The 23,945-nt window shown below is 73.0% G+C and carries 19 protein-coding genes and 1 pseudogene; 10 read left to right on the top strand and 10 right to left on the bottom strand.

The window, feature by feature from the left end:
* Nucleotides 1-47: 47 nt before the first annotated feature.
* Nucleotides 48-599: an FHA domain-containing protein gene (locus IG94_RS0127910; protein WP_031043055.1), complete on the top strand. Its 552-nt coding sequence runs from the start codon at nt 48-50 to the stop codon at nt 597-599.
* Nucleotides 600-740: 141 nt separating this feature from the next.
* Nucleotides 741-2,126: a M14 family zinc carboxypeptidase gene (locus IG94_RS0127915; protein ID WP_052410889.1), complete on the top strand. Its 1,386-nt coding sequence runs from the start codon at nt 741-743 to the stop codon at nt 2,124-2,126.
* A gap of 19 nt (nt 2,127-2,145) precedes the next feature.
* On the opposite strand, the gene treY is transcribed toward IG94_RS0127915, so the two are convergent.
* Both treY and glgX read right to left on the bottom strand, forming a co-directional pair.
* Entirely contained in the window at nt 2,146-4,725 is a 2,580-nt protein-coding gene (treY, locus tag IG94_RS0127920; protein WP_031043060.1) for a malto-oligosyltrehalose synthase, read from the bottom strand.
* Nucleotides 4,726-4,807: 82 nt separating this feature from the next.
* Nucleotides 4,808-7,000, bottom strand: a complete 2,193-nt coding sequence (gene glgX / locus IG94_RS0127925) for a glycogen debranching protein GlgX (protein ID WP_031043063.1) — start codon at nt 6,998-7,000, stop codon at nt 4,808-4,810.
* A gap of 365 nt (nt 7,001-7,365) precedes the next feature.
* Here glgX and IG94_RS0127930 point away from each other — a divergent pair, with 365 nt between their 5' ends.
* Together IG94_RS0127930 and IG94_RS0127935 are read left to right on the top strand one after the other, a co-directional pair.
* The gene (locus tag IG94_RS0127930) at nt 7,366-8,613 is read left to right on the top strand and encodes an SAV2148 family HEPN domain-containing protein (RefSeq protein ID WP_031043066.1); all 1,248 of its coding nucleotides are present in this window, start codon (nt 7,366-7,368) and stop codon (nt 8,611-8,613) included.
* Between the two features lie 116 nt (nt 8,614-8,729).
* On the top strand, nt 8,730-9,452 hold the full coding sequence (locus IG94_RS0127935) for a 3'-5' exonuclease (RefSeq protein ID WP_031043069.1): 723 nt from the start codon (nt 8,730-8,732) through the stop codon (nt 9,450-9,452).
* A 132-nt stretch (nt 9,453-9,584) separates the two neighbouring features.
* Here IG94_RS0127935 and IG94_RS0127940 read toward each other — a convergent pair whose 3' ends face one another.
* Nucleotides 9,585-10,448, bottom strand: coding sequence for a phosphotransferase enzyme family protein (locus tag IG94_RS0127940; RefSeq protein WP_031043071.1), 864 nt, complete (start codon nt 10,446-10,448; stop codon nt 9,585-9,587).
* 161 nt (nt 10,449-10,609) lie between these two features.
* On the opposite strand from IG94_RS0127940, the gene IG94_RS0127945 reads away from it, so the two are divergent.
* The 6 genes and pseudogenes from IG94_RS0127945 to IG94_RS0127970 all read left to right on the top strand — a co-directional run.
* On the top strand, nt 10,610-11,545 hold the full coding sequence (locus IG94_RS0127945) for a carbohydrate ABC transporter permease (protein WP_031043073.1): 936 nt from the start codon (nt 10,610-10,612) through the stop codon (nt 11,543-11,545).
* The gene (locus tag IG94_RS0127950) at nt 11,542-12,375 is read left to right on the top strand and encodes a carbohydrate ABC transporter permease (RefSeq protein ID WP_031043075.1); all 834 of its coding nucleotides are present in this window, start codon (nt 11,542-11,544) and stop codon (nt 12,373-12,375) included. The genes IG94_RS0127945 and IG94_RS0127950 overlap by 4 nt, the downstream gene beginning before the upstream one ends.
* Entirely contained in the window at nt 12,375-13,658 is a 1,284-nt protein-coding gene (locus IG94_RS0127955) for an ABC transporter substrate-binding protein (protein ID WP_031043076.1), read from the top strand. Before IG94_RS0127950 ends, IG94_RS0127955 begins: the two co-directional genes overlap by 1 nt.
* Before the next feature lie 473 nt (nt 13,659-14,131).
* Nucleotides 14,132-14,911: a 23S rRNA (adenine(2058)-N(6))-methyltransferase Erm(O) gene (gene erm(O), locus IG94_RS0127960; protein WP_031043078.1), complete on the top strand. Its 780-nt coding sequence runs from the start codon at nt 14,132-14,134 to the stop codon at nt 14,909-14,911.
* The gene (locus IG94_RS0127965) at nt 14,908-16,161 is read left to right on the top strand and encodes a glycosyltransferase (RefSeq protein ID WP_043484675.1); all 1,254 of its coding nucleotides are present in this window, start codon (nt 14,908-14,910) and stop codon (nt 16,159-16,161) included. The genes erm(O) and IG94_RS0127965 overlap by 4 nt, the downstream gene beginning before the upstream one ends.
* A gap of 359 nt (nt 16,162-16,520) precedes the next feature.
* Nucleotides 16,521-16,946, top strand: a pseudogene (locus tag IG94_RS0127970) (DUF1697 domain-containing protein); the annotation flags it as partial.
* Between the two features lie 14 nt (nt 16,947-16,960).
* On the opposite strand, the gene IG94_RS0127975 reads toward IG94_RS0127970, so the two are convergent.
* The 7 genes from IG94_RS0127975 to cysC form a co-directional block, all read right to left on the bottom strand.
* Nucleotides 16,961-17,707, bottom strand: coding sequence for a sirohydrochlorin chelatase (locus IG94_RS0127975; protein WP_031043084.1), 747 nt, complete (start codon nt 17,705-17,707; stop codon nt 16,961-16,963).
* 8 nt (nt 17,708-17,715) lie between these two features.
* The gene (locus tag IG94_RS0127980; RefSeq protein WP_031043087.1) at nt 17,716-18,636 is read right to left on the bottom strand and encodes an ABC transporter permease; all 921 of its coding nucleotides are present in this window, start codon (nt 18,634-18,636) and stop codon (nt 17,716-17,718) included.
* Nucleotides 18,623-19,417 carry an ABC transporter ATP-binding protein gene (locus IG94_RS0127985; RefSeq protein WP_031043091.1) on the bottom strand — a complete coding sequence of 265 codons (795 nt, stop codon included), beginning with the start codon at nt 19,415-19,417 and terminating at the stop codon, nt 18,623-18,625. Before IG94_RS0127985 ends, IG94_RS0127980 begins: the two co-directional genes overlap by 14 nt.
* 34 nt (nt 19,418-19,451) lie before the next feature.
* Nucleotides 19,452-20,555, bottom strand: a complete 1,104-nt coding sequence (locus tag IG94_RS0127990) for an aliphatic sulfonate ABC transporter substrate-binding protein (protein ID WP_031043093.1) — start codon at nt 20,553-20,555, stop codon at nt 19,452-19,454.
* Nucleotides 20,556-20,980: 425 nt separating this feature from the next.
* Nucleotides 20,981-22,402, bottom strand: coding sequence for a sulfate adenylyltransferase subunit 1 (locus tag IG94_RS0128000; RefSeq protein WP_224219648.1), 1,422 nt, complete (start codon nt 22,400-22,402; stop codon nt 20,981-20,983).
* A gap of 2 nt (nt 22,403-22,404) precedes the next feature.
* Complete coding sequence (cysD, locus tag IG94_RS0128005) at nt 22,405-23,358, bottom strand: sulfate adenylyltransferase subunit CysD (protein WP_078535735.1); 954 nt, start codon at nt 23,356-23,358, stop codon at nt 22,405-22,407.
* Nucleotides 23,355-23,945 (bottom strand): adenylyl-sulfate kinase, encoded by a 591-nt coding sequence (gene cysC, locus IG94_RS0128010; protein ID WP_078892454.1) that lies wholly within the window; start codon nt 23,943-23,945, stop codon nt 23,355-23,357. Before cysC ends, cysD begins: the two co-directional genes overlap by 4 nt.

A 23,945-nucleotide genomic window follows, 5' to 3' on the forward strand; every position in this document is an offset into this window, starting at 1 on the left:
CCCGCGTCTTCTGGACACGTCGCCGCGACTGACCGACAATCACCTGCGTGACGTCGTCCTTCGAGTTCAACACGTACCCCGCGCGGTTGTCGGACGCGGAGCGCGACAAGGCGCTCAAGGTGCTGCGGGACGGCGCCGCCATGGGACGGCTGTCCCACGACACCTTCGTCCGCAGGATGGAGCTGGCGCTCACCGCCCGCCGCCCGGAGGAGCTGGCGGTGCTCACCGCCGACCTGAACACCGAGGGACGGCTGTCGCGGCTGGTGTTCGGGACCGTCGAGGCGGTGTCCGGGTTCGGCGCCCGGCTCGCCACGGCCTGGCGGGCCGAGCGGCTGCCCAAGCTGCTGCTGCCGCACCCCGGCACCGGTCATCCGCTGCGCATAGGGCGCGATCCGGCGAGCGGGCTGCGGCTGAGCCACGAGACGGTCTCCCGGGTGCACGCGGAACTCAGCCGCCAGGGCGGCATGTGGGTGCTGCGCGACCTGGGTTCGACCAACGGAACCACCGTCAACGGACGGCGGGTCATCGGTGCCGCCGTGGTCCGCGACGGCGACCAGATCGGGTTTGGACGGATGGCCTTCCGCCTCGCGGGGGACTGAGACCGGGCCGCCGCCGAGCACACCCGTGGCCCCGGCTTCACCGGGGGTGATGAGCCCTTGACCGGCGCCATCCCTTTGCGTTTCGCGGTGTTGACGTACCCCCCAAGTCGTGACTGACTGTGCGTACACCGCGCACACCAGGTGTATCGACGGCCCGCATCGTGGAGGTGTGCCCTGCCGCCCCTCCTGCGCTATCCGACCGTAGACGAGCTGGGCGCCCGGGCCGACGCACTCGTCGCACGTCATCCCCGGCACGCCCGGCTGCGCCGCGTCGGCACGTCCCGCGCGGGCGCCCCGCTGCTGCTGCTGTCGGTCGGCCGCGGCAGCCGCCAGGTCCTCGTCGTCGCCGGACCGCACGCCAACGAGCCCGTGGGCGGCGCCACCGCCCTGCGGCTCGCCGAACGGGCCGTCGCCGACCTCCGCCTCACCGAGGGCGCCGACGCCACCTGGAACCTGCTGCTGTGCGTCGACCCCGACGGTCTGCGCCGCAACGAGGGATGGCTGTCAGGCCCATACACGCTCGGCCGCTACGCCCGCAACTTCTTCCGGCCCGGCTTCCTGGAGCAGCCCGAGTGGCTGCCCGACGGACCCGACCGCGCCGCCCTGCCCGAGACGCGCACCCTGCTCGGACTCCAGGAGGAGCTGCGTCCGTTCCTCCAGTGCTCCCTGCACGGCGTCGACGTGGGCGGCGGCTTCGTCGAGCTGACCCACGAGCTGCCCGGCATCGCCGGCCGCGTTTCCCACACCGCCGCCCGGCTCGGCGTACCCCGCGAACTGGGCGCCTACGACACCCTGTACTGGCCCCAGCTCGGGCCCGCCGTCTACCGCATCCCGCCACCCCGCCGCGGCGACTTCACCGCGGCCATCACCGAGGCCGCCGTCGACTCCACGTGGTGCCACCCGCAGCGCTACGGCACCGTCACCGCGGTCGTCGAGGCGCCGATGTGGGGCGTGGCGGCCGTGGCGGACGCCTCTCCCCCCTCCGACCGGGACGCGATGCTGCGCTTCGTGAGCCACACCCTGCGGCAGGACGCCCGGCGGCTGCAGCGCCTCCTCGCCCGGATCCGGCCGCACCTCGCCGCCGTGCCCGGCGCCGCGCACCTGCTCGCCCCGGTCGACGACTACCTGCTCGTCTGCCCCGGACTCGCGGACACCTGGGACCCCGACACCGACGACGGGTCGGGCCGCCCGCTGCCGCCGATGAGCACCGCCCACCTGGTCGCGCTGCGGCTGGCCGGACGGCGCCTCGCCCTGCGGACCGCCGGGCTGCTCCACCAGTTGGTCACCCGCGCGGGGGCCGATCCGGAGGGTGTCCTGCCGGAACTCGACCGGCTCGTCGACGAGGGCTGCGCCGACTACCTGGACGGCTGCGGGGCCCGCTGGATACCCGTCGCCCGGCAGGTGGAGTACCAGACCCGCGTCGTCCTGGCCGCCTTCGAACTGGCCGGGCGGCGCCCCGCGGAGGACCCCCGCCCGGTCGAGGCGGGCCGGGGCCCGGGAGCAGCGGTGCCGATGCACCGGGAGTGACCTCCCCGCCGGGCCGGCGTCATTGGTCCCTCACCCGCTCGAGAAGCGCCACCGGCGTGTCGGCGAACAGCTCCTCCACGCGCGCGTGCCCCGTGAACTCCCGCCCCGGTGCGAGCGTGTCGGCCCACCGTCCCGGCGGCAGCGGCAGCGTCGTCCCGCGCCAGCCGCCCTCCTGGGCCAGCCGCAGCGACAGCCGGGTCACGGCCGTCACCACGTCACCGGAGCGGGCGAACGCCACGCAGTGCTCCGCCGCGGGCCCCTCGGCGCGCACGGGTTCGTACGTCGCCGCGCCGCCGAAGGCCCCGGGCCGCCGCGCCCGCAGCGCGAGCGCCGCCCGGGTCACCACCGTCTTGCCCGCGCCACCCGCGCCACCCGCGCCACCCGCGCCACCCGCGCCACCCGCGCCGCCCGCGCCGCCCGCGCCGCCCGCGCCGCCCGCGCCGCCCGCGCCACCCGCGCTGCCCGCGCCACCCGCGCCATCCATGCTGCCCGCGCCACCCGCGCTGCCCGAGTCGCCCGTGCCGCCCGCGCACTCCCGACTCTCCCCGTCGCTCCCGGTTGCCGGGTGGGACGTCGGGAAGTCGACCGGTCGCCGGTTGTCCGGGTCCACCAGGGTCAGGTACTCGTGCTCGGTGCCCTGGTAGAGGTCCGGCACGCCTGGCATCGTCAGATGGACCAGGGCGGTGCCGAGGACGTTGGCGCGCACGTGCGGTTCCACGGCCTTGCGCAGCTCGGCCACCCGCTCGCCCGGCGCCCCGCACGGCCCCGCCGCCACGAACGCCTCCACCGCCTCCTCGTACGACGCCACCCGCTCCGTCCAGCCGGTGTGCAGGCCCGCCTCGCGCACGTGCTTGAGCAGCGCGTCCCGGACCCGCCCGCCGTCCGCCGGGCCCAGCCCGAACACCGTCTGCCAGGCCGCCCACGCGAGCTGGGGGTCCGGCGCCCCCTCACCCGCGCGGGCGACCTCCGTCAGGACGTCCGCCCACCGCGCGGGACACTCGGTCAGCACCGCGAGGGCCGCGCGCACGTCGGCGCTGCGCTTGGTGTCGTGGGTCGACACCACCGTGCCCGTCGCGGGCCAGTCGCGCTGCACGCGCGCGCAGTAGGCGTGGAAGACCTCCGGATCGAGGGCCGGACCCCCCGGGTTCCCGCCCACCTCCGTCGCCGACAGCAGCGGCACGTAGCGGTAGAAGGCCGTGTCCTCGACGGACTTGGCCCGCAGCGCGGAGGCGGTCTGCGCGAACCGGGCCCGGAACTCCTCGTGGTCGGGTCCGTCCCCGTACCGCCCCAGGACCAGGTCCCGTACGACGTCCACCGCGCCGGCCTCCTCGGGCACCGCGAACGCGAGCCGCGCCTCGGCCGCCGCCTCCCCGGTGACGACCTCCCCGGCGTCGGCCGCCGTGTACGGCCGGTACACCTCCAGCCGCACCAGCAGTTCCCGCAACGCCGTGCCCAGCGCCCACGGTGCCCGGTCGCGCGGCGCGGGCTGCGGCGAGGCGGCGCACAGGCGGTGGGCCAGCCGGGTCAGGCGGTCCAGCTCGGTGGCCAGCTCGTGCGTCAGCACCCGGTACGCCGCCCGCCGCACCGTCGCCGCCCAGTCGCCGCCCCGGTCCGGCTGCGGGGCGGCGAAGGCCCGGTACCGTCCGAGGAGTTCCCCGTACCCCGCCGGGTCGGTGAAGAGCCCGTCGACGTGGCGCAGGGCGTCGTAGCCGGTCGTCCCGGCGACGGGCCAGGCGTCGGGGAGCCGCTCCCCGTCCGCGAGGATCTTCTCGACCACGGTCCACCGCCCGCCGGTCGCCTCGTGCAGCCGCGCCAGGTAGGCGCCCGGGTCGGCGAGCCCGTCGGGGTGGTCGACGCGCAGCCCGTCGACGACGCCCTCGCGCAGCAGCCGCAGCACCGTGGCGTGGGTGGCCTCGAACACCTCCGGGTCCTCCACCCGCAGGCCGATCAGCTCCGAGATGCTGAAGAACCGCCGGTAGTTCAGCTCGGTGCGGGCCAGCCGCCACCACACCGGGCGGTACCACTGCGCGTCCAGGAGCTGCGGCAGCGGCAGGTCCGCGGTGCCGTCCCGCAGCGGGAACGCGTGCTCGTGGTAGCGCAGTACGCCGCCGTCGGCCCGGAGGTCGTCCAGCACCTCGCCGACCGGGGCCCCGAGCACCGGCAGCAGCACCTGGCCGCCGCCCGCCCGCCAGTCGATGTCGAACCACCGCGCGTACGGCGACTCGGGGCCCTCGCGCAGCACCTCCCACAGGGCGCGGTTGTGGCGCGGCGACATCGCCATGTGGTTGGGCACGATGTCCACCACCAGGCCGAGACCGTGCTCCCGCGCGGTGCGCGCCAGCGCGCGCAGCCCCTCCTCGCCGCCCAGCTCCGCGCGCACGCGCGCGTGGTCGACGACGTCGTAGCCGTGCCGCGAGCCCGGGACCGCCTCCAGGACGGGGGACAGGTGCAGGTGCGACACGCCGAGCGAGGCCAGGTACGGCACGGCCGCCGCCGCGGCCTCGAAGCGGAAGTCGGGCTGCAGTTGCAGCCGGTAGGTGGCCGACGGGACGGGGGAGGCGGCCGGGGACGGCACCGGGCCGGGTCGCTCAGGTGTCATGGAGACCTACGTACCCGCCCCGCCGCCTTTCGTGTCACCGGCCCCCTGCACGGGTGAAGGAAGCGCGCCCCGGGCCGGCCCTTCACACCGGCCGCTGCAGCACCGTCAGACTCCGGTCCACCAGGGTCAGCCGGTCCCCGGCCTGCACCTTGGGGCCCGTCTGCGAGGGGACCGGATCCGGGCGGGAGGTGTCCACGACGACCTCCCACTGCCGGCCGTGGTCGACCGGCACGACGAAGTCGAGCGGCTTGGGGGAGGCGTTGAACATCAGCAGGAAGGAGTCGTCGGCGATGCGCTCCCCGCGCGGTCCGGGTTCCGAGATCGCGTTGCCGTTCAGGAACACGGTGAGCGCCGAGGCCCGCGCGGAGTTCCAGTCCCGCTGCGTCATCTCCGTCCCCTCCGGAGTGAACCAGGCGATGTCCGACAGCTCGTCGTGCGTGCCCTGCACCGGCCGGCCGTGGAAGAAGCGCCGTCGCCGGAAGACCGGATGGTCCTTGCGCAGCCACACCATCGCGCGGACGAACTCCAGCAGCCCGGAGCCCGTGTCCCCGCCACCGCCGCTGTTACTGCTTCCGCCGCCACTGCCACCCCGGTCGCCGCCACCACCGCCACGCACGCCACCGCCGTCGTCGGGCCACGCCACCCACGCCAGTTCGTTGTCCTGGCAGTAGGCGTTGTTGTTGCCGCGCTGGGTGCGGGCGAACTCGTCGCCGTGACTGATCATCGGGACGCCCTGGGAGAGCAGCAGCGTGGCGGCGAGGTTGCGCATCTGCCGGGCCCGCAGCTCCAGCACCGCCGGGTCGTCGGTGTCGCCCTCGACGCCGCAGTTCCAGGAGCGGTTGTGGCTCTCGCCGTCCCGGTTGTCCTCGCCGTTGGCCTGGTTGTGCTTGTCGTTGTAGGCCACCATGTCGTGCAGGGTGAAGCCGTCGTGGCAGGTCACGAAGTTGATCGAGGCCAGCGGCCGGCGCCCGTCGTCCTGGTAGAGGTCGGAGGAGCCCGTCAGCCGGGACGCGAACTCCGCCAGGGTCCGCTGCTCGCCCCGCCACAGGTCCCGCACCGTGTCCCGGTACTTGCCGTTCCACTCCGTCCACAGCGGCGGGAAGTTGCCCACCTGGTAGCCGCCCTCGCCCACGTCCCAGGGCTCGGCGATCAGCTTCACCTGCGAGACCACCGGGTCCTGCTGCACCAGGTCGAAGAACGACGACAACCGGTCCACCTCGTGGAACTGCCGGGCCAGAGTGGCCGCGAGGTCGAAGCGGAACCCGTCGACGTGCATCTCGGTGACCCAGTACCGCAGCGAGTCCATGATCATCTGGAGTACGTGCGGCGACCGCATGAGCAGCGAGTTCCCGGTGCCCGTGGTGTCCGTGTAGTAGCGCGGGTCGTCGGCCAGCCGGTAGTACGAGGGGTTGTCGAGGCCCTTGAGGGACAGGGTCGGGCCCAGGTGGTTGCCCTCGGCGGTGTGGTTGTAGACCACGTCCAGGATCACCTCGATCCCGGCCTCGTGCAGCGCCTTGACCGCCGACTTGAACTCCAGCACCTGCTGGCCGCGGTCGCCCCAGGAGGCGTACGCGTTGTGCGGGGCGAAGAAGCCGACCGTGTTGTAGCCCCAGTAGTTGTTCAGCCCCATGTCCACCAGGCGGTGGTCGTTGACGAACTGGTGCACCGGCATCAGCTCCAGCGCCGTCACCCCCAGCTCGGTGAGGTGTTCGACGATCGCCGGGTGCGCGAGGGCCGCGTACGTCCCGCGCAGCTCCTCCGGCAGGCCCGGGTGGCGCATCGTCAGGCCCTTGACGTGGGCCTCGTAGATCACCGTGTGGTGGTACTCCGTCCGGGGGCGCCGGTCGTCGCCCCAGTCGAAGTACGGGTTGACCACGACCGACGTCATCGTGTGCGGCGCCGAGTCGAGGTCGTTGCGCCGTTCGGGTTCGCCGAAGTGGTAGCCGTACACCTCCTCGCCCCACTGGACCGCCCCGCTGATCGCACGGGCGTACGGATCGAGCAGCAGCTTGGCGCTGTTGCAGCGCAGCCCGCGCTCCGGGGCGTACGGGCCGTGCACGCGGTAGCCGTACCGCTGCCCGGGCATCACGCCCGGCACGTAGGCGTGCCGCACGAAGGCGTCGCTCTCCCGCAGCTCGATCGCGGTCTCCGAGCCGTCGTCGTGCAGCAGACACAGCTCCGCTCGGTCGGCGGCCTCCGTGAAGACCGCGAAGTTGGTGCCGGCGCCGTCGTACGTGGCACCCAGTGGATACGCCTCTCCAGGCCAGACCTGCATGGACACGACTCTTTCAGGTATGGGGCGCCCGTGCGGACGCCTTGGCTCCGAGTCCTTCGGAAGTCTCCCCGAAAGTGAGGCGACGACCTGGCACGTATGTCCTCCTACCCACCCACAGGCGTTCCGCTCCGCCCGCGCCCCGGGACGGTCGCGCGGGCCCGGTCGCGGCACCCGGCCGCGTCACCGCTATGAATCCGCTCACTCCCCGGTGTCACGGCGAACGGAACGGGCTTGTGGATCAAGGGAATTGGTAAAACCGGCCCGTCCATCGGGCTGCACCGCGGACCGCTCCCGGAGTACCCTTCCTTGATCGTTGGGACGGGGTGTCCCCGGCAGTGACCGGGGGAGCGGAAGGCGGTACACGGGTGGGCTCGGGAGGGCTGGAGCTGCCTCCTGGTGACGACGGTCACCAGGAGAACTCCACGGACGTCCCGCCCGGTGCGGTGTCCCTGGCGCGGCCGATGAACGCGGGCGCGATCGGTCCGGAACTGGACTGGGACTCCGACGCCTGGCACGAGGTGCGCACCCGTGCGCAGCGGGCGGGCCGGGCCTACATCTGGCTCAACCTCGTCGAACAGCGGCTCCGCGCGGTCGTGGCGGCCGTCCTCAGACCGGTCTACGAGCCCGTCCACGGCGACGACTGGGTGGTCGCCGCGGCCGGACCCGCCGGTCAGGAGTGGGTGCAGCGGGCCGTCGCGGTGCGCGAGGTCAGCCGTCGCAAGGGCTACCTCCTGGACCCGGCCGACGACAACGTCCTCAGCTTCCTCACCCTGCCCCAGCTGCGCGAGCTGATGGTGCAGCACTGGCCCTGCTTCGAGCCCTACGTGGACGAGCGCCGCGACGTCGAACTCGCCCTGGACGAGCTGGAGGTCACCCGCAACGTCGTCTCCCGCAACCGGGCGCTGTCCGAGGCGGTGCTCGCCCAGGCCGAGCGGGCCTCCGGACGGCTCCTGGAGGTCCTCGGCGCGGGCAGCGACGTGCCGTCCGCGCGCCGGCTGCCGGTCGACGCGGTGGAGGACCTGGTCGGCGACCGCTACGCCGACGTCGTCGCCGTGCACTCGGACCGGGTGCGGCTGCTGCGCCAGTTCCCCGCCGAGGACCTGTTCGGCGGCGCCCGCCGCGTGGACGCCCTCGGCATCGGCCTCAACCTGCTCGTGCAGAACTTCTCCGGCCGCCGCCTGCTGCGGATGGCCGAGGCCGGCGGCCGGGTGCGGCTGCTCTTCCTGAACCCGGCCTCCAGCGCCATCAAACGCCGCGAGCGCGAACTGGGCATCAAGCGGGGCGAGCTGAGCCGCGCGGTGGAGATGAACATCCTGCACATGCGCCGGGTGCGGGCCCGGCTGCGGGACCCCGGCGCCTTCGAGATCCAGGTCTTCGACGAGACGCCCCGCTTCACCGCCTACCTCGTCGACGGGGACGGCGCCGACGGCATCGCGGTCGTGCAGTCCTACCTGCGCCGCACCCGGGGCATGGAGGCGCCGGTCCTCGTCCTGCGCAACGGACGCAACGACGCGAAGGTCGTGAAGTCGGACCAGGTGGACGATGCGGGACTCTTCCCCACCTATCGTGAGGAGTTCGAGCTGATGTGGGCGGATTCGCGACCGGTGTCGTGAAGGACGGGTCCCGTGCCCGGCGCGACCGCAAGCGGAATGCGACCCTCTGATTGTCAGTGGCCCGTGGGAAGGTGGAGACCACTGGGGGAACGCACCACCAAGAAGGGGGACCGCCCATGGGCTGGCACCGGGAGCTGCTGATCGGCTTCGACCTGGAGACGACGGGCACCGATCCGCGCGAGGCGCGCATCGTCATGGGTGCGGTGATCGAGGTGAGGGGCGGCGAGCCGCTCGGCCGGCGGGAGTGGCTGGCCGACCCGGGCGTGGAGATTCCGGCCGACGCGGTGGCGGTGCACGGCATCACCGGCGAGCGCGCCGCCCGCGAGGGCCGGCCCGCCGACGAGGTCGCGGACGCCGTCGCCGGCGTGCTCACGGACCACTGGCTGGCGGGCGTCCCGGTCGTCGCCTACAACGCGGCCTTCGACCTCAGCCTGCTCTCGGCCGAACTGCGCCGTTACGGACTGCCGTCCTTGCGCGACCGCCTCGGCGGCCTCGACCCCGCCCCCGTCATCGACCCGTACACCATCGACCGTGCCGTCGACCGCTACCGCAGGGGCAAGCGCAATCTGGAAGCGGTCTGCCGGGAGTACGGGGTCGCGCTCGACACCGCCCACGACGCCACGGCCGACGCCCTCGCCGCCGCCCGGCTGGCCTGCGCGATAGCCGGCCGCCACCCCAAGGTCGCGTCCCTCGGCCCGGCGGAGCTGCACCACCGCCAGATCGAGTGGTACGCCGAATGGGCGGCGGACTTCCAGAGCTTCCTGCGCCGCAAGGGCGACCCCGCGGCCGTCGTCGACGGCACGTGGCCGCTGCGCGAGCCGGCGGACGAACGGGTCTGACGCCCGCGGCGGGTCCGTACGGCCGCGGCGGGTCCGTACGGGCACGGCGCCGTCCGTAGGGGCACGGCGGGTCCGTACGAGCCCAGGCCCAGTCCCCGCCTGTCGGTGTCCGTCCCGCCCCTCCCCGCGTCCTCAGAAGGGGTGCCAGCGCACCGACGTGTCCCCGTCCCGCAGCGACGCCACCCTGCGCCGGAACTCGGCCAGCGCCCGCGGGTTGCCCGGCGCGTGCTGGGCCACCCATGCGCAGCTCGCCGTCTCCCGGGCGCCGCGCAGCACCGCGCAGCCGTCCCACTCGCGCACGTCCCAGCCGTAGGTCGCGGTGAACGCGTCGTACGCCTCGGCGGGCAGCCCGTAGCGGTCCCGGCTGAGGGCGAGGACCACCAGGTCGTGCTCGCGCAGGTCGGCGGAGAAGGTCTCCAGGTCGACCAGGACCGGTCCGTCCGGACCGACGTGCACGTTGCGGGGCAGCGCGTCGCCGTGGATCGGGCCGGGCGCCAGGTGCGGGGTGATCGCCGCGGCGGCCGACGCGAAGCCGTCCCGGCGCTCACGCAGATACGCGGCGTCCGCGGGGTCGATCACGTCGCCCGCGAGGCGCAGCCACCGCTCCACACCGCCCAGCAGTTCGCGGGGCGGCAGTTCGAAGTAAGGGAGGGGCAGTTCGTGGACGAGCCGGAGCAGCGCGGCCACGTCCCGGGGCTCGGCGGGCCGCACCGGGTCGGGCAGCCGCCGCCACACGGTCACCGGGTGCCCGTCGACGGACAGCGCCGTCGGATCGGCCGCCCGCACCGCCGGCACGCCGGCCTCCGCGAGCCACACCGCGACGGCCAGTTCCCGGCGGGCCCGCTCCAGGAGTTCCGCGTCGCGGCCCACCTTGACCACGAGGTCACCGGCGGTGAAGACGGCGTTCTCGCCGAGGGCCAGCAGCCGCGCCTCGCGCGCCGGGCCGGGCAGTACCCCCGCCGCGGCCAGCACCTCCCGAGCCCGTGCCTCGTCCATCGTGCTGCGCCTCCGTGCCCTCGGTGTGCTCGTCGTTCTCGTCGTGCGTCGCTCAGTGTCGCATTCGCACTGGTCGAGGCGGATGCGTGGTCCCTTGACTGACCGCGGTCACTTCACGACCATGACGAGGCCCGACCGAGCAGCGCAAAGGGGTTGAATACGTGACATTGGTGACCGATCCGAGAGGACCGGCACGCCGTGCGCCCGGCGGAGGCCGCCCGGGCGGCGGGGCCGGCCACGGCGCCTGGTTCCTCGTGCTGCCCGCGCTGATCCCCATCCTGGTGCTCAGCGTGGGACCGCTGCTCTACGGCATCCTGCTGGCGTTCACCGACGCTCAGTCCGGCCGCACGGAACCCACCCGGTGGATCGGCACGCTGAACTTCCAGGACCTGCTGCACGACACGCTGTTCTGGGAGTCGTTCCGCATCGGCCTGGTGTGGGCGGCCGGGGTGACGGTGCCGCAGTTCCTGCTCGCGCTCGGTCTCGCCCTCCTCCTCAACCAGAACCTCCGCCTGCGCTGGCTGGCCCGTGCCCTCGCGATCATCCCCTGGGCCATGCCCGAGGTGGTCGTCGGCATCATGTGGCGGCTGGTCTACAACGCGGACGCGGGCATCCTCAACGAGACCCTGCGCGACCTCGGCCTCGGCAACGGCCACGACTGGCTCAGCGGTCTCGCCACCGCCCTGCCCGCCGTCATCGTCGTCGGCGTCTGGGCCGGGATGCCGCAGACGACCGTCGCCCTGCTCGCCGGGCTCCAGAACACCCCGCGCGAACTGCACGAGGCGGCCGCCGTCGACGGCGCCGGAGCCTGGCGCCGCTTCCGCACGGTCACCTGGCCCGCGCTCAGACCCGTCGCCCTCGCCATCACCGCGCTCAACCTCATCTGGAACTTCAACTCCTTCGCCCTGGTCTACGTCCTCACCAGCGGCGGCCCCGGCGGACGCACCCGGCTGCCCATGCTCTTCGCCTACGAAGAGGCCTTCCGGTACGGGCAGTTCGGCTACGCGGCGGCTATGGGGTGCGTCATGGTCGCCCTGATCTCGGTGCTGCTCGCCGTCTTCCTGGCCGGCCGGCTGCGGGGAGGTGACGAGGCGTGAGGACCTCGACCGCGGCCCGCGCCGGCCAGTACGTGGCGCTGCTCGCCTACCTCGTCTTCCTGGCCTTCCCGTTCCTCTGGCTGATCTCCACCGCGTTCAAACCGCCGCGCGAACTGGGCAGCCTGCATCCCACCTGGATCCCCGAGCACCCCACCCTCGACAACTTCCGCCAGGCCTTCGACGAGCAGCCGCTGCTGCACGCCGCGCTCAACTCCCTGCTGGCCGCAGTCGGCGCCGCCGTGATCGCGGTGCTGATCGCGACACCGACGGCGTACGTCATGGCCCGCTACCGCGGCCGGTTCGCCAAGGCGGCCACCGGGTGGGTCGTGGTCAGCCAGGCCTTCCCCTTCGTTCTGCTGATCATCCCGCTCTTCCTGGTCCTGAAGAACCTCCGGCTGATCAACTCCGTCCCCGGCCTCGTGATGGTCTACGTCGTGTGGTCGCTGCCGTTCGCGCTGTGGATGCTCGCGGGGTACGTCCGCGCCGTGCCGGCCGAGTTGGAGGAGGCGGCGGCGGTCGACGGCGCCGGACGGCTGCGGATCCTGGTGTCGGTGACCGCGCCGCTGCTCGCACCGGGGATCGTGGCGACGGCCCTGTTCGCGTTCGTCACCGCCTGGAACGAGTTCTTCTTCGCACTGGTGCTGCTGAAGACACCGGAGAAACAGACGCTGCCCGTGATCCTCACCCACTTCATCGGAGCCGAGGGCGTGGCCGACCTCGGGCCGCTCGCCGCGGCGGCCTTCCTCGCGACGCTCCCCTCCCTGCTCGTCTTCGCGCTCATCCAGCGGCGGATCACGGGCGGCATGCTCGCCGGGGCGGTGAAGAGCTGATGCGCACCAGAACCGTCACGCTGCTCACCGCCCTCGTCCTGCTCCTCGCCGGCTGCTCGGCGGGCGGCGACGAGACCGACGACGGCCGGATCACCCTGCGCTTCCAGTCCCTCGCCTGGCAGGACGAGTCCGTGCGGGTCAACAGGGAACTGGTGCGGGAGTGGAACGCCACCCACCCGGACGTACGCGTCGAGTACGTCCAGGGCAGCTGGGACAGCGTCCACGACCAGCTCCTCACCTCCTTCGAGGGAGGGGAGGCGCCCGACATCATCCACGACGCCTCCGACGACCTCGCGGACTTCGCCCACGGCGGCTACCTCGCCGACCTGACGGACCTGCTGCCCGGGCGGCTGAAGTCGGACATCCCGCAGCGCACCTGGGAGACGGCCGCCTTCGGCGACGGGGTGTACGGCGTGCCGTTCCTCCAGGAGCCGCGCGTCCTCATCGCCAACGCCACCCTGCTCGAACGGTCGGGCGTGCGGATCCCGACGCCGGAACACCCGTGGACCTGGGCGGAGTTCCGGCAGGTGACGAAGAGACTGAGCGGCGACGGCAGGTACGGGGTGGCCTGGCCGCTCAAGGAACCCGTCTCCGCCACGCTCAACCTCTCCCTGTCCGCCGGCGGCGAGCTGTTCCACCGGGGCGCGGACGGGCGGGTCACGGTGCGCTTCGAGGAGGGCGACCGCGTGGTGCCCCGCACCATCCACGACCAGGTCAACACCGACCGCAGCGCGTCCTCCACCACCCTGGGCAGCGGCGGCTCCGACACCCTGCCCGGGTTCTTCGCCGGCAAGTACGCCATGGTGCCGCTCGGCTTCTCCTACCGGCAGCAGATCGAACAGCAGGCCCCCGAGGGCTTCGACTGGCGGGTGCTGCCCGCCCCGGCGGGCGCCGACGGGCTCGCCCAGGGCGTCAGCCCGCAGACCCTGTCGATCGCCGAGGACACCCCGCACAAGAAGGAGGCCGCCGCGTTCCTCGACTTCCTCCTCCAGCCCGGCAACATGGTGCGCCTCGCCCTCGGCGACTGGATGCTGCCGACCGGCGAACAGGCCCTGAAGGACCCCGCCCTGCACACCGCCGAGCGCGGCTGGGCCACCGGCACCGCCCTCGCCGCCCACCTGCGCCCGGCGCCCGCGCAGTCCGTCCGGGGCTACGCCGAGTGGAAGGACAAGGTGGCGACACCGGCGCTCCAGGAGTACTACAGCGGCGCCATCGGCCTGGACGAACTGCGCGAGAGACTGGAGGAGGACGGAAACCTCGTACTCGCCCGCTACCAGCGCTGACGGCCGTATACGGCCTGCGCCGACGGTCGCACGTGGCCCGAGCCGACAGCTGCCCGCCGCCCGTACCCGCCTGCGTCGGCTGTACCCGCCCGTGTCGGCTGTACCCGCCCGTGTCGGCTGTACCCGCCCGTGTCGGCCAGGGCCGCCCGTGTCGGCCGGGGCCGCGCGCGGGAAAACCGGTTGCCCGGCGGGCGCCGGGCGGCCTAGCGTCGCCTCCGTGGCAGCTTTCAACGCGATCTTCAACTCCGGTCTCGGCCGGGGCTGCACGTACTCCATCAGGATGCGTCGTGGCCCCGGTGCCCTGACCGGCCCGGGGTCCCCCCGCCGCTGACGCACGACGCGTCCGGCGCGTCCGACGTGTGTCCGACGCGCGTGCGGCGGGGCTGAGCCTCCGCATCCCTTTTCGCCTTCGTCTTCCGGTCAGGGCCTTCGGCTGCCCTTTTCCCCTTCACGGAAGACAAGGACCGCAGGCCATGGCCCGCCCCACTTCGCGTGCCCGCACGCTCTCGCAGAACTTCCTCGCCGACCGCGCCACCGCCGAGCACGTCGCCCGGCTCGCCGCCCCCGACCGCGGACACCCGCCCCTGCTGCTCGAAGTAGGCGCGGGCCGGGGCGCCCTGACCGAACCGCTCGCCCGCCGCAGCCGGGAGCTGCACGCCTACGAGATCGACGCCCGGCTCGTCCCCGGACTCCGCGCCCGGTTCGCGTCCGCCCCGCACGTACGGGTCGTCGCCGGTGACTTCCTCGCCGCCCGGCCCCCGCACCGGCCGTTCTCGGTCGCCGGGAACGTGCCCTTCTCGCGCACCGCGGACATCGTCGACTGGTGCCTGTCCGCCCCCGGCTGCACCGACGCCACCCTCCTCACCCAGCTCGAGTACGCCCGCAAACGCACCGGCGACTACGGCCGCTGGACGCTGCTGACGGTACGCACCTGGCCGAGCCACACCTGGCGTTTGGCGGGCCGGGTCGACCGGTACCGCTTCCGGCCCGCGCCGCGCGTCGACGCCGGCCTCCTCCGCATCCGGCGCCGCCCTGTCCCGCTGCTCACCGGCGCCGCACTCCGCGGCTGGACCGACCTGGTCGAGCTGGGCTTCTCCGGCGTCGGCGGCTCCCTGCACGCCTCCCTGCGACGGGCCCACCCGCGCCGCCGGGTGGACGCCGCCTTCCGCGCCGCGCGGCTCGATCCCGGCCTGCTCGTCGGAGAGGTCGCGCCGGACCGGTGGCTGCGGCTGTACGAGGAGCTGGCGCCGTGACGCGAATTGAGTTGCACGAGACGTCTCGTCTCGCATACGGTCGCCGCATGACCAGTCCCGCTCACATCGCCATGTTCTCCATCGCCGCCCACGGCCACGTGAACCCCAGCCTGGAGGTGATCCGCGAGCTCGTCGCGCGAGGGCACCGGGTGACGTACGCGATCCCGCCGCTGCTCGCGGACAAGGTCGCCGGGGCGGGCGCCGAGCCCAAGCTCTGGAACAGCACCCTGCCCGGCCCCGACGCCGACCCGGAGGCGTGGGGGAGCACCCTGCTCGACAACGTCGAGCCGTTCCTGGACGACGCGATCCAGTCGCTCCCGCAGCTCGCCGAGGCGTACGAGGGCGACGAACCGGACCTGATCCTGCACGACATCGCCTCCTACACCGCCCGCGTCCTCGGCCGCCGCTGGGACGTGCCCGTGGTCTCCCTGTCGCCCTGCATGGTCGCCTGGGAGGGGTACGAGCAGGAGGTCGGCGAGCCGATGTGGGAGGAGCCGCTGAAGACGGAGCGCGGGCAGGCGTACTACGCCCGCTTCCACGCGTGGCTGGAGGAGAACGGGATCACCGACCACCCCGACCCGTTCGTCGGCCGCCCCGACCGCTCCCTGGTGCTGATCCCCAAGGCGCTGCAGCCCAACGCCGAAAGGGTCGACGAGGAGACGTACACCTTCGTCGGCGCCTGCCAGGGAGACCGCACCGCCGAGGGCGACTGGACGCGTCCCGAGGGCGCGGACAAGGTCGTGCTCGTCTCCCTCGGGTCCGCCTTCACCAAGCAGCCGGCGTTCTACCGGGAGTGCGTCAGGGCGTTCGGCGAGCTGCCAGGGTGGCACACGGTGCTCCAGGTCGGCAGGCATGTCGACCCGCCCGAGCTGGGCGACGTACCGGACAACGTCGAGGTCCGCACATGGGTACCGCAGTTGGCGATCCTCCAGCAGGCCGACCTGTTCGTCACCCACGCGGGCGCCGGCGGCAGCCAGGAGGGCCTGGCGACCGCCACCCCGATGATCGCCGTACCGCAGGCCGCGGACCAGTTCGGCAACGCCGACATGCTCCAGGGCCTCGGCGTCGCCCGCACGCTCCCGACCGAGGAGGCCACCGCCGAGGCGCTGCGCACCGCCGCCCTCGCCCTGGTCGACGACCCGGAGGTGGCAGGGCGCCTGACGGAGATCCGGGCGCAGATGACCCAGGAGGGAGGCACCCGGCGCGCCGCCGACCTCATCGAGGCGCAGCTGCCCGCCGCGCGGCGCTGACCCTGCCGGGATGCTGCCGCGCTGCCACCCCCGTGGAGAGAACTGTCGACCAAGTCACAGGTGCGCATAGTGGTTGAAGGCTGCACACGTATCGGCGAGAGTGGCGGACACGGCCGCCGCGCTCGCCCCCACGGGGCGCGGCGGCCGTAGGGCCTGTCGTCACATTCCCGTCTGCCCGGCGACGCCATGCACGCTCCCCCACTGCCTTAAGGGCGTGGGAGGTGCTCCCACTCGCCGCACCGGGCGCCGACCACGTACGACCAGTACGCCGGTCGACGCCCGGCACTCCCCCAGCCTCCGGCCGGGGGGACCCCCAGAGCACGCACCTGACGCCGCCTGGCCCGCCCTTCGGGCGGACGCAGAGCGGGCAGGCCGTGTTCACGTCCGAGCACGGTGACGAGGAGTCGCTGGCCGCCGAGTTGGCGCGGGCGATCGAGAAGCGCTTCGGCTTCCCCGTGGACGTCCTCGTCCGCGACCACGCCTACCTCCGGGCGGTCGCCGAGGCCTGCCCCTTCCCGGCCGCCGACCTGGAGCCCAAGCAGCTCCACGTCACCTACTTCTCCGCACCGGTCGACGAGGAACGCTTCGCGCCGGTCGACCGGTCCGCCTTCCGGCCGGAGGAGTTCCGCCTCGGCGACCGTGCCCTGTACCTGTACGCGCCGGACGGCCTCGGCCGCTCCAGGCTCGCCGAGGCACTGGCCAGGCCGCGGGTGAACAAGGGCCTGACCGCCACCACCCGCAACTGGAACACCGTCACCAGGCTCGTGGAGCTGACCGGCGCCTGAGCGCGGGCGTGCCCTCAGGCCACGACCGCCGCCGGCACCGGCACCCGCGCCGCGTCGTACCGCTCCAGCAGGACCCGCGCCACCTCCGGCGAGGGCCCCAGGACGTCCGCAAGCACGTCCGCCCCGGCCGCGCCCCGCGCGATGCGGTCCGGCAGGAAGCCGGGCGCCAGTACGTACGGCGCGACCGCGACGCGGGCGCAGCCCAGCTCGCGCAGCTGCCGTACGGCGTCCTCGGTGCGCGGGAGGGATGCGGAGGCGAACGCAGGCCGCACGGCGCACCAGCCGGTGCGCCGCCACTCCCGCGCGATGTCAGCGATCACTGCGCTCGCCTCCGGGTCGGAGGACCCCGCCGAGGCCAGCACGACCCCGGTCGAGGACTTGTCGGCGGGCGCGAGCCCCGCCTCGTACAGCCGCCGCTCCAGCGCCGCGAGGAGCAGGGGGGAGGGCCCGAGCACCTCCGCCTGGCGGACCCTGAGCCGCGGCGGCGCGTCCGCGAGGACCGCCGGGATGTCCGCCTTGGCGTGGAAGGCGCGGGTCAGCAGCAGCGGGAGGGCCACCACGTCCCGCACGCCCTCCGTCTCCAGGGACTCCAGGACGCCCCGCACCGAGGGCACGTTGAAGTCCAGGAAACCGGTCTCCACCCGTACGTCGGGGCGCAGCGCCCTGACCCGGCGGACCAGGGCGTGCACGGTCGCGGCGTGCCGCGGATCGCGGCTGCCGTGGGCGATGACCAGGAGTACGGGGCGGCCCGGCGCGGACATGGCGTACCTCAGCTCTTCACCAGCAGGCCGCGGCTGCGCAGGACCCACCGCTCCAGCGGACTGAAGATGATCAGATCGATGGCGATGCCGACGACCAGGATGAGCAGGATCGCCTCGAAGACCATGGCCATGTCGCTGGCGTTGCGGCCGTTCTCCAGGAGCTGGCCGAGGCCCACCCCGAGGTCCGGGAACGAGGCGATGATCTCGGCGGCCATCAGGGAGCGCCACGAGAACGCCCAGCCCTGCTTGAGTCCGGCGACGTAACCGGGCAGCGCGGCCGGCAGGACGATGTGCCAGGTGCCCTTCAGCCCGGTCGCGCCCAGCGTCCGGCCGGCCCGCAGGAAGAGCGGGGAGATCTGGTCGACGCCGGAGACCAGGCCGTTGGCGATCGAGGGGACCGCGCCGAGCAGGATCACGGCGTACATCATCGAGTTGTTCAGGCCCAGCCAGATCACGGCCGGCGGCACCCAGGCCACCGACGGCAGCGACTGGAGGCCGGACAGGATGGGCCCGATCGCCGCGCGCACCACCTTCACCCGTGCCACCAGCAGCCCCAGCGGGGTGCCGATGACCAGCGCGAGGCAGAAGCCGAGCAGCCCGCGCGAGACGCTGGTCCAGATGTAGCCGAGCAGCTCGCCCTGGAGCCAGGCGTCCTGCACGACCGACCAGACGTCCGACGGGGCGGGCAGCTTGGACGGGTCGTCGACGATCTTGAAGGAGACCAGCGCCTGCCACACCGCGAGCACCAGCAGCACGGCGACGGCGGGCGGCAGGATCTTCTGCGTGAACGTCTGCCGGAAGGGCGTACGGCCGCTCTGCCGGGTCTCCAGGGCGTCGAGGCCCGCCTCCAGACCGGCGAGATCTCCCGCGTCCCCGCCGGCGCGACCGCCCGCGTCCTCGGCGGGCGTCGTGGTCTCAGTGCTGGCCATGGCGGCGGATCTCCCCACGCAGTTCTTCGGTGATCTCGACGGACAGCTCGGCGACCTGGCCATCCTCGATCCGGCGCGGCTGCGGGATGCCGACCGTCCACTCGCGCGCCACGCGCCCGGGACGCGACGACAGCAGTACGACGCGTTCGGCGAGGCGGACGGCCTCGCGGACGTTGTGCGTGACGAACAGGACGGACACCTGCGTCTCGCGCCAGATACGGGTCAGTTCGTCGTGCAGCACGTCGCGCGTGATGGCGTCCAGGGCCGCGAACGGCTCGTCCATCAGCAGCAGCTTGCTCTCCTGGGCGAGCGCGCGGGCCAGGGCGACGCGCTGGCGCATGCCGCCCGACAGCTCGTGCACCCGCTTGCCGTGCGCGCCCTTGAGCCGGACCAGCTGGAGCAGCTCCTCCGCCTTGCCTCGGCGCTCGGGCTTGGGAACGCCCCGCAGCTTGAGGGCCAGCTCGATGTTCTTGCCGGCGGTGAGCCAGGGGAACAGGGCGTGCTCCTGGAACATGAGGGCCGGGCGGCCGTCCGTGGTGATGCCGCCCGCGCTGGGCCGGTCCAGGCCCGCCACCAGGTTGAGCAGCGTGGACTTGCCGCAGCCGGAGGCTCCCAGGAGGGTGACGAACTCGCCGGGCGCGACATCGAGGGTGATGTCGTCCAGGACGAGCTGCTGCCCGGCGGGGCCCGCGAAGGACTTCGACACGTGGTCGATCCGGGCGGCGGGGGCGGCCGGCTCCGTGCCGTCGGCGGCCTTGGCGAGGGTCGTGGTCGTGGCCATGGTCGTCACCTCCTGGGGTGGTCGGATCCGGGGCTTACTTGGCGCCGAGTCCGGCGTCGTCGACCGCGGGCTCGCCCTTGGCCTTGAGGACCTTGTTGAGCAGCGTGAGGTCGTAGATGCCGTTCAGGTCGGGCTTCTCCAGCAGACCGGCCTTGACGGCGTGCTCGGCCTGGGCGTCGAGGGTGGCGGCCAGCGGGTCGTCGGTGAGCTTGATCGACTCCCACGACGGGTCGAGCACGTCGGCCGGCAGGGCCTTGCCGGAGTCCTTCTTCAACTGCTCGTTGGCCGCGGCCTTCGCCTCGTCCGGGTTGTCCGCGATCCACTTGTTGGTGTCGACCGAGGCGCCCAGGACCGCCTCGACGGCCTTCGGGTGCTCCTTGAGGAACTTCTGGGACACGATGATGTTCGTGATCACGAACTTCTCGTCCGGCCACAGCGAGGACTCGTCGAGCAGCACCTTGCCGCCCTCGGCGACCAGCTTGGACGCGGTCGGCTCCGGCACCCAGGCGCCGTCGAGGGAGCCGGACTTGTAGGCGTCCGGGGTGACCTTGTTGTCGCTGCGGACGACGGTGACGTCGCCCTTGCCGCTCTGCGCGTCGACCTTCCAGCCCTGCTCGGCGATCCAGTTGAGGAACGCCACGTCCTGCGTGTTGCCCAGCTGCGGCGTCGCGATCCGCTTGCCCTTGACGTCGTCCAGGGACTTGATCTTGTCCGGATTGACGACGAGCTTCACGCCGCCCGAGGCCGAACCGCCGATGATGCGCAGGTTCTTGCCGCCGGACTTGGTGTAGCCGTTGACCGACGGGGAGGGGCCGATCCAGCCGATGTCGATGGAGCCGGAGTTCAGCGCCTCGATCTCGGACGGACCCGCGTTGAACACCGCGTACTTGGCCTCGGTGCCGCCCAGCTCCTTCTGGAAGAAGCCCTTCTGGTTGGCGACCAGCGGCGTGGCGTGGGTGATGTTGCCGAAGTAGCCGATCCGGACGGAGTCGAGACCGTCGATCTTCTCGGCGCCGTCGGCGACCTTGGCGCTGTCGTCGTCCTTGGACTCGGAGCCGTAGCCGCAGGCGGCCAGGGTGAGCAGGGGCAGGGCGGCTACGACCGCGAGAGTGCGGCGCAGAGCGGTGCTGGCAGGCACGGGAGGGGTTCCTCTCGTTGGCCCGGAGCTCACGCCTGTCGGTTGGTCCGAGAAGTCAGGTCGCGGCCGGGAGGTCGGCAGGTCTTCGGCGGTACGGGTGGGGGGTCAGGGCGCGTCGTTCGGATCTTGCCGGGGTCGCGGGGTCTGGCACGCACATCTGCGGCGTTGTCGTCGGTTGCCAGGGCTCCGCCCTGTCGCCCTCCTCCGCCTTGCAGCTGCACGCACCAGACCCCGCTCGGCCCGGTGCAAAGGTGCCGTGGGCCGTAGCCGGCCTGATCCGAACGACACCCCCTTGGGCGCGCGAGCAGTGCGCGTACGTCAGCACGCACATCGCGCCACTCCGCCCTGGCCCGCGCCGAGGGCGCCGCTGCCGACGCGGCCGCCCTCCTTCGCGAACGTGGAGTAGAAGTCGGGGGAGTTCATCGTCAGAAGTCCCATCCGGCGTCGTCCGCCTCGTCCTTGACCGGCTCGGGCGCGGCGAAGGACTCGCCGGCCATGCCGGCGGTGAGCGTGGTGCCGTCGCCGGGGTCGATCAGGATGAAGGAACCCGTGCGGCGGGAGTCGGCGTAGGAGTCGGCGGGCAGCGGCTCGGCGGTGCGGATCTTGACGCGGCCGATGTCGTTGGCGACGAGCTGCCCCGGGTGCGGGTGCAGGGACAGGTCGTCCAGGGTGAGCCGGGCCGGGATGTCCTTGACGATCGCCTTGACGGTGCGGGTGCCGTGCTTGAGGAGCACCCGGTGGCCGACGGTGAGCGGCGCGTCGGCGACGTGGCAGACGGTGGCCTCGACGTCCTGCGTGGTGGCCGGGGCGTCCTCGCGGGGCACGATCAGGTCGCCGCGGGAGACGTCGATGTCGTCCTCCAGGAGCAGCGTCACCGACTGCGGCGTCCACGCGGCCTCCACCGGCTCGCCCAGCAGGTCGATGCCGGAGACCTTCGAGGTGCGGCCGGACGGCAGGACGGTGACCTCGTCGCCGACGCGGAAGGTGCCGGCGGCTATCTGGCCCGCGTAGCCCCGGTAGTCGGGGTGCTCGGCGGTCTGCGGGCGGATCACGTACTGCACGGGCAGCCGGGCGTGGCAGTGCGCCAGGTCGTGGCTGACCGGGACGGTCTCCAGGTGTTCGAGGACGGTCGGGCCGCCGTACCAGTCCATGACCGCGGACGCCTCGACCACGTTGTCGCCCTCAAGGGCCGAGATCGGGATCGCGGTGACCTCGGGGACGCCCAGCTCGGTGGCGTACGCCGTGAACTCCTCGGCGATGGCGGCGAACACGGGCTCCTTGTAGTCGACCAGGTCCATCTTGTTGACGGCGAGGACGACGTGCGGGACCCGCAGCAGGGCGGCGATCGCGGCGTGCCGGCGGGTCTGCTCGACGACGCCGTTGCGGGCGTCGACGAGGATGACCGTCAGCTCGGCGGTGGAGGCGCCGGTGACCATGTTCCGCGTGTACTGCACGTGCCCCGGGGTGTCGGCCAGGATGAACCGGCGGCGCGGGGTGGCGAAGTAGCGGTAGGCCACGTCGATGGTGATGCCCTGCTCGCGCTCGGCCCGCAGGCCGTCGGTGAGCAGCGCGAGGTCCGGGGTCTCCTGGCCGCGGCTCGCGGAGGCGCGCTCCACGGCCTCCAGCTGGTCGGTGAGGACCGACTTGGAGTCGTGCAGCAGGCGGCCGACCAGCGTGGACTTGCCGTCGTCGACCGAGCCGGCGGTGGCGAACCGCAGCAGGGTCGTCTCCGACAGCTGCCAGACCAGCGCCTCGGCGGAGGCGGAGGCGGCGGACGCCCGGGACGCGGTGGATCCGCCGGACGCGGTGGGCGCGCCGGGCTCGATGGGTTCGGTGGTGCTGGTCATGGCTAGAAGTACCCCTCGCGCTTGCGGTCTTCCATCGCGGCCTCGGACATCTTGTCGTCGGCACGGGTGGCGCCGCGTTCGGTGAGGCGGGAGACGGCGATCTCGGCGATCACCTTCTCGATGCTGTCGGCGTCCGAGTCGACGGCTCCGGTGCAGGACATGTCGCCTACCGTGCGGTAGCGGACCTTGCGCTCGACCACCGTCTCGCCGTCCTTCGGGCCGCCCCACTCGCCCGCGGTCAGCCACATGCCGCCGCGCCCGAAGACCTCGCGCTCGTGGGCGTAGTAGATCGCCGGCAGTTCGATGCCCTCGCGGGCGATGTACTGCCACACGTCCAGCTCGGTCCAGTTGGAGAGCGGGAAGACGCGGACGTGCTCGCCGGGGGCGTGGCGGCCGTTGTACAGGTTCCACAGCTCGGGGCGCTGGCGGCGCGGGTCCCACTGGGAGAACTCGTCGCGCAGCGAGAACACCCGCTCCTTCGCCCGCGCCTTCTCCTCGTCCCGGCGCCCGCCGCCGAACACGGCGTCGAACTTCTCGGCCTGGATCTTCTCGGTCAGCGGCAGGGTCTGCAGCGGGTTGCGGGTGCCGTCCGCGCGCTCCTTGAGCACGCCCCGGTCGATGTAGTCCTGCACGGACGCCACGTGCAGGCGCAGACCGTGCTTCTCGACGGTGCGGTCGCGGTAGTCCAGGACCTCGGGGAAGTTGTGCCCGGTGTCCACGTGCAGCAGCGAGAACGGCACCGGTGCCGGCGCGAACGCCTTCAGCGCCAGGTGCAGCATCAGGATGGAGTCCTTGCCGCCGGAGAAGAGGATCACCGGACGCTCGAACTCGCCCGCGACCTCGCGGAAGATGTGCACCGCCTCGGACTCCAGGGCGTCGAGGTGGGAGAGGGCGTACGGGCTGTCCGCCTCCTCCGCCTCCTGCGCGGCGGCCGCGGACGTCAAGGACGTCGTCATGCCAGTCCCCTTTCGGTGAGCAGCGCGTGGACCGCCGCGGCGGACTCCTGCACGGTCTGGTCCTGCGACTCGATGCGCAGGTCGGGCCTGACGGGTTCCTCGTACGGGTCGTCCACCCCGGTGAGCCCCGTCAGCTCGCCCGCGGCCTGCTTGGCGTACAGGCCCTTCACGTCGCGCACCGAGCACACCTCGACGGGCGTGGCCACGTGCACCTCGACGTACGCCGTGCCGCCTGCCTCGTGGCGTTCGCGGACCGCGTCGCGGCTGTCCGCGTAGGGCGCGATCACCGGGACCAGCGCGACGACGCCGTTGCGGGCGAGCAGCTCGGCGACGAAGCCGATGCGCTGCACGTTGGTGTGCCGGTCCGCCCGGCTGAAGCCGAGGCCCCGGGAGAGGAACTCGCGGATCTCGTCGCCGTCGAGCAGCTCGACGCGCCGGCCCTCCTCGCGAAGGCGCCCGGCCAGCTCGTGGGCGATAATGGTCTTCCCGGCGCTGGGCAGCCCCGTGAGCCAGACGGTGGCTCCGGTCGTCACGTGGTTCTCCCTGGATCTCGAAGGGCCCGATGGGGTCGGTCCGGTGGTCGTCAT

Source organism: Streptomyces olivaceus (genome assembly GCF_000721235.1).
GTDB lineage: Bacteria > Actinomycetota > Actinomycetes > Streptomycetales > Streptomycetaceae > Streptomyces > Streptomyces olivaceus.

Excerpts from the sequence above, each read along its gene's own strand:
- treY (WP_031043060.1), bottom strand. The coding sequence starts at position 4,725 with ATGACACCTGAGCGACCCGGCCCGGTGCCGTCCCCGGCCGCCTCCCCC.
- glgX (WP_031043063.1), bottom strand. The coding sequence starts at position 7,000 with ATGCAGGTCTGGCCTGGAGAGGCGTATCCACTGGGTGCCACGTACGAC.
- IG94_RS0127935 (WP_031043069.1), top strand. The coding sequence starts at position 8,730 with ATGGGCTGGCACCGGGAGCTGCTGATCGGCTTCGACCTGGAGACGACG.
- IG94_RS0127940 (WP_031043071.1), bottom strand. The coding sequence starts at position 10,448 with ATGGACGAGGCACGGGCTCGGGAGGTGCTGGCCGCGGCGGGGGTACTG.
- IG94_RS0127955 (WP_031043076.1), top strand. The coding sequence starts at position 12,375 with ATGCGCACCAGAACCGTCACGCTGCTCACCGCCCTCGTCCTGCTCCTC.
- IG94_RS0127975 (WP_031043084.1), bottom strand. The coding sequence starts at position 17,707 with ATGTCCGCGCCGGGCCGCCCCGTACTCCTGGTCATCGCCCACGGCAGC.
- IG94_RS0127980 (WP_031043087.1), bottom strand. The coding sequence starts at position 18,636 with ATGGCCAGCACTGAGACCACGACGCCCGCCGAGGACGCGGGCGGTCGC.
- IG94_RS0127985 (WP_031043091.1), bottom strand. The coding sequence starts at position 19,417 with ATGGCCACGACCACGACCCTCGCCAAGGCCGCCGACGGCACGGAGCCG.
- IG94_RS0128000 (WP_224219648.1), bottom strand. The coding sequence starts at position 22,402 with ATGACCAGCACCACCGAACCCATCGAGCCCGGCGCGCCCACCGCGTCC.
- cysD (WP_078535735.1), bottom strand. The coding sequence starts at position 23,358 with ATGACGACGTCCTTGACGTCCGCGGCCGCCGCGCAGGAGGCGGAGGAG.
- cysC (WP_078892454.1), bottom strand. The coding sequence starts at position 23,945 with ATGACGACCACCGGACCGACCCCATCGGGCCCTTCGAGATCCAGGGAG.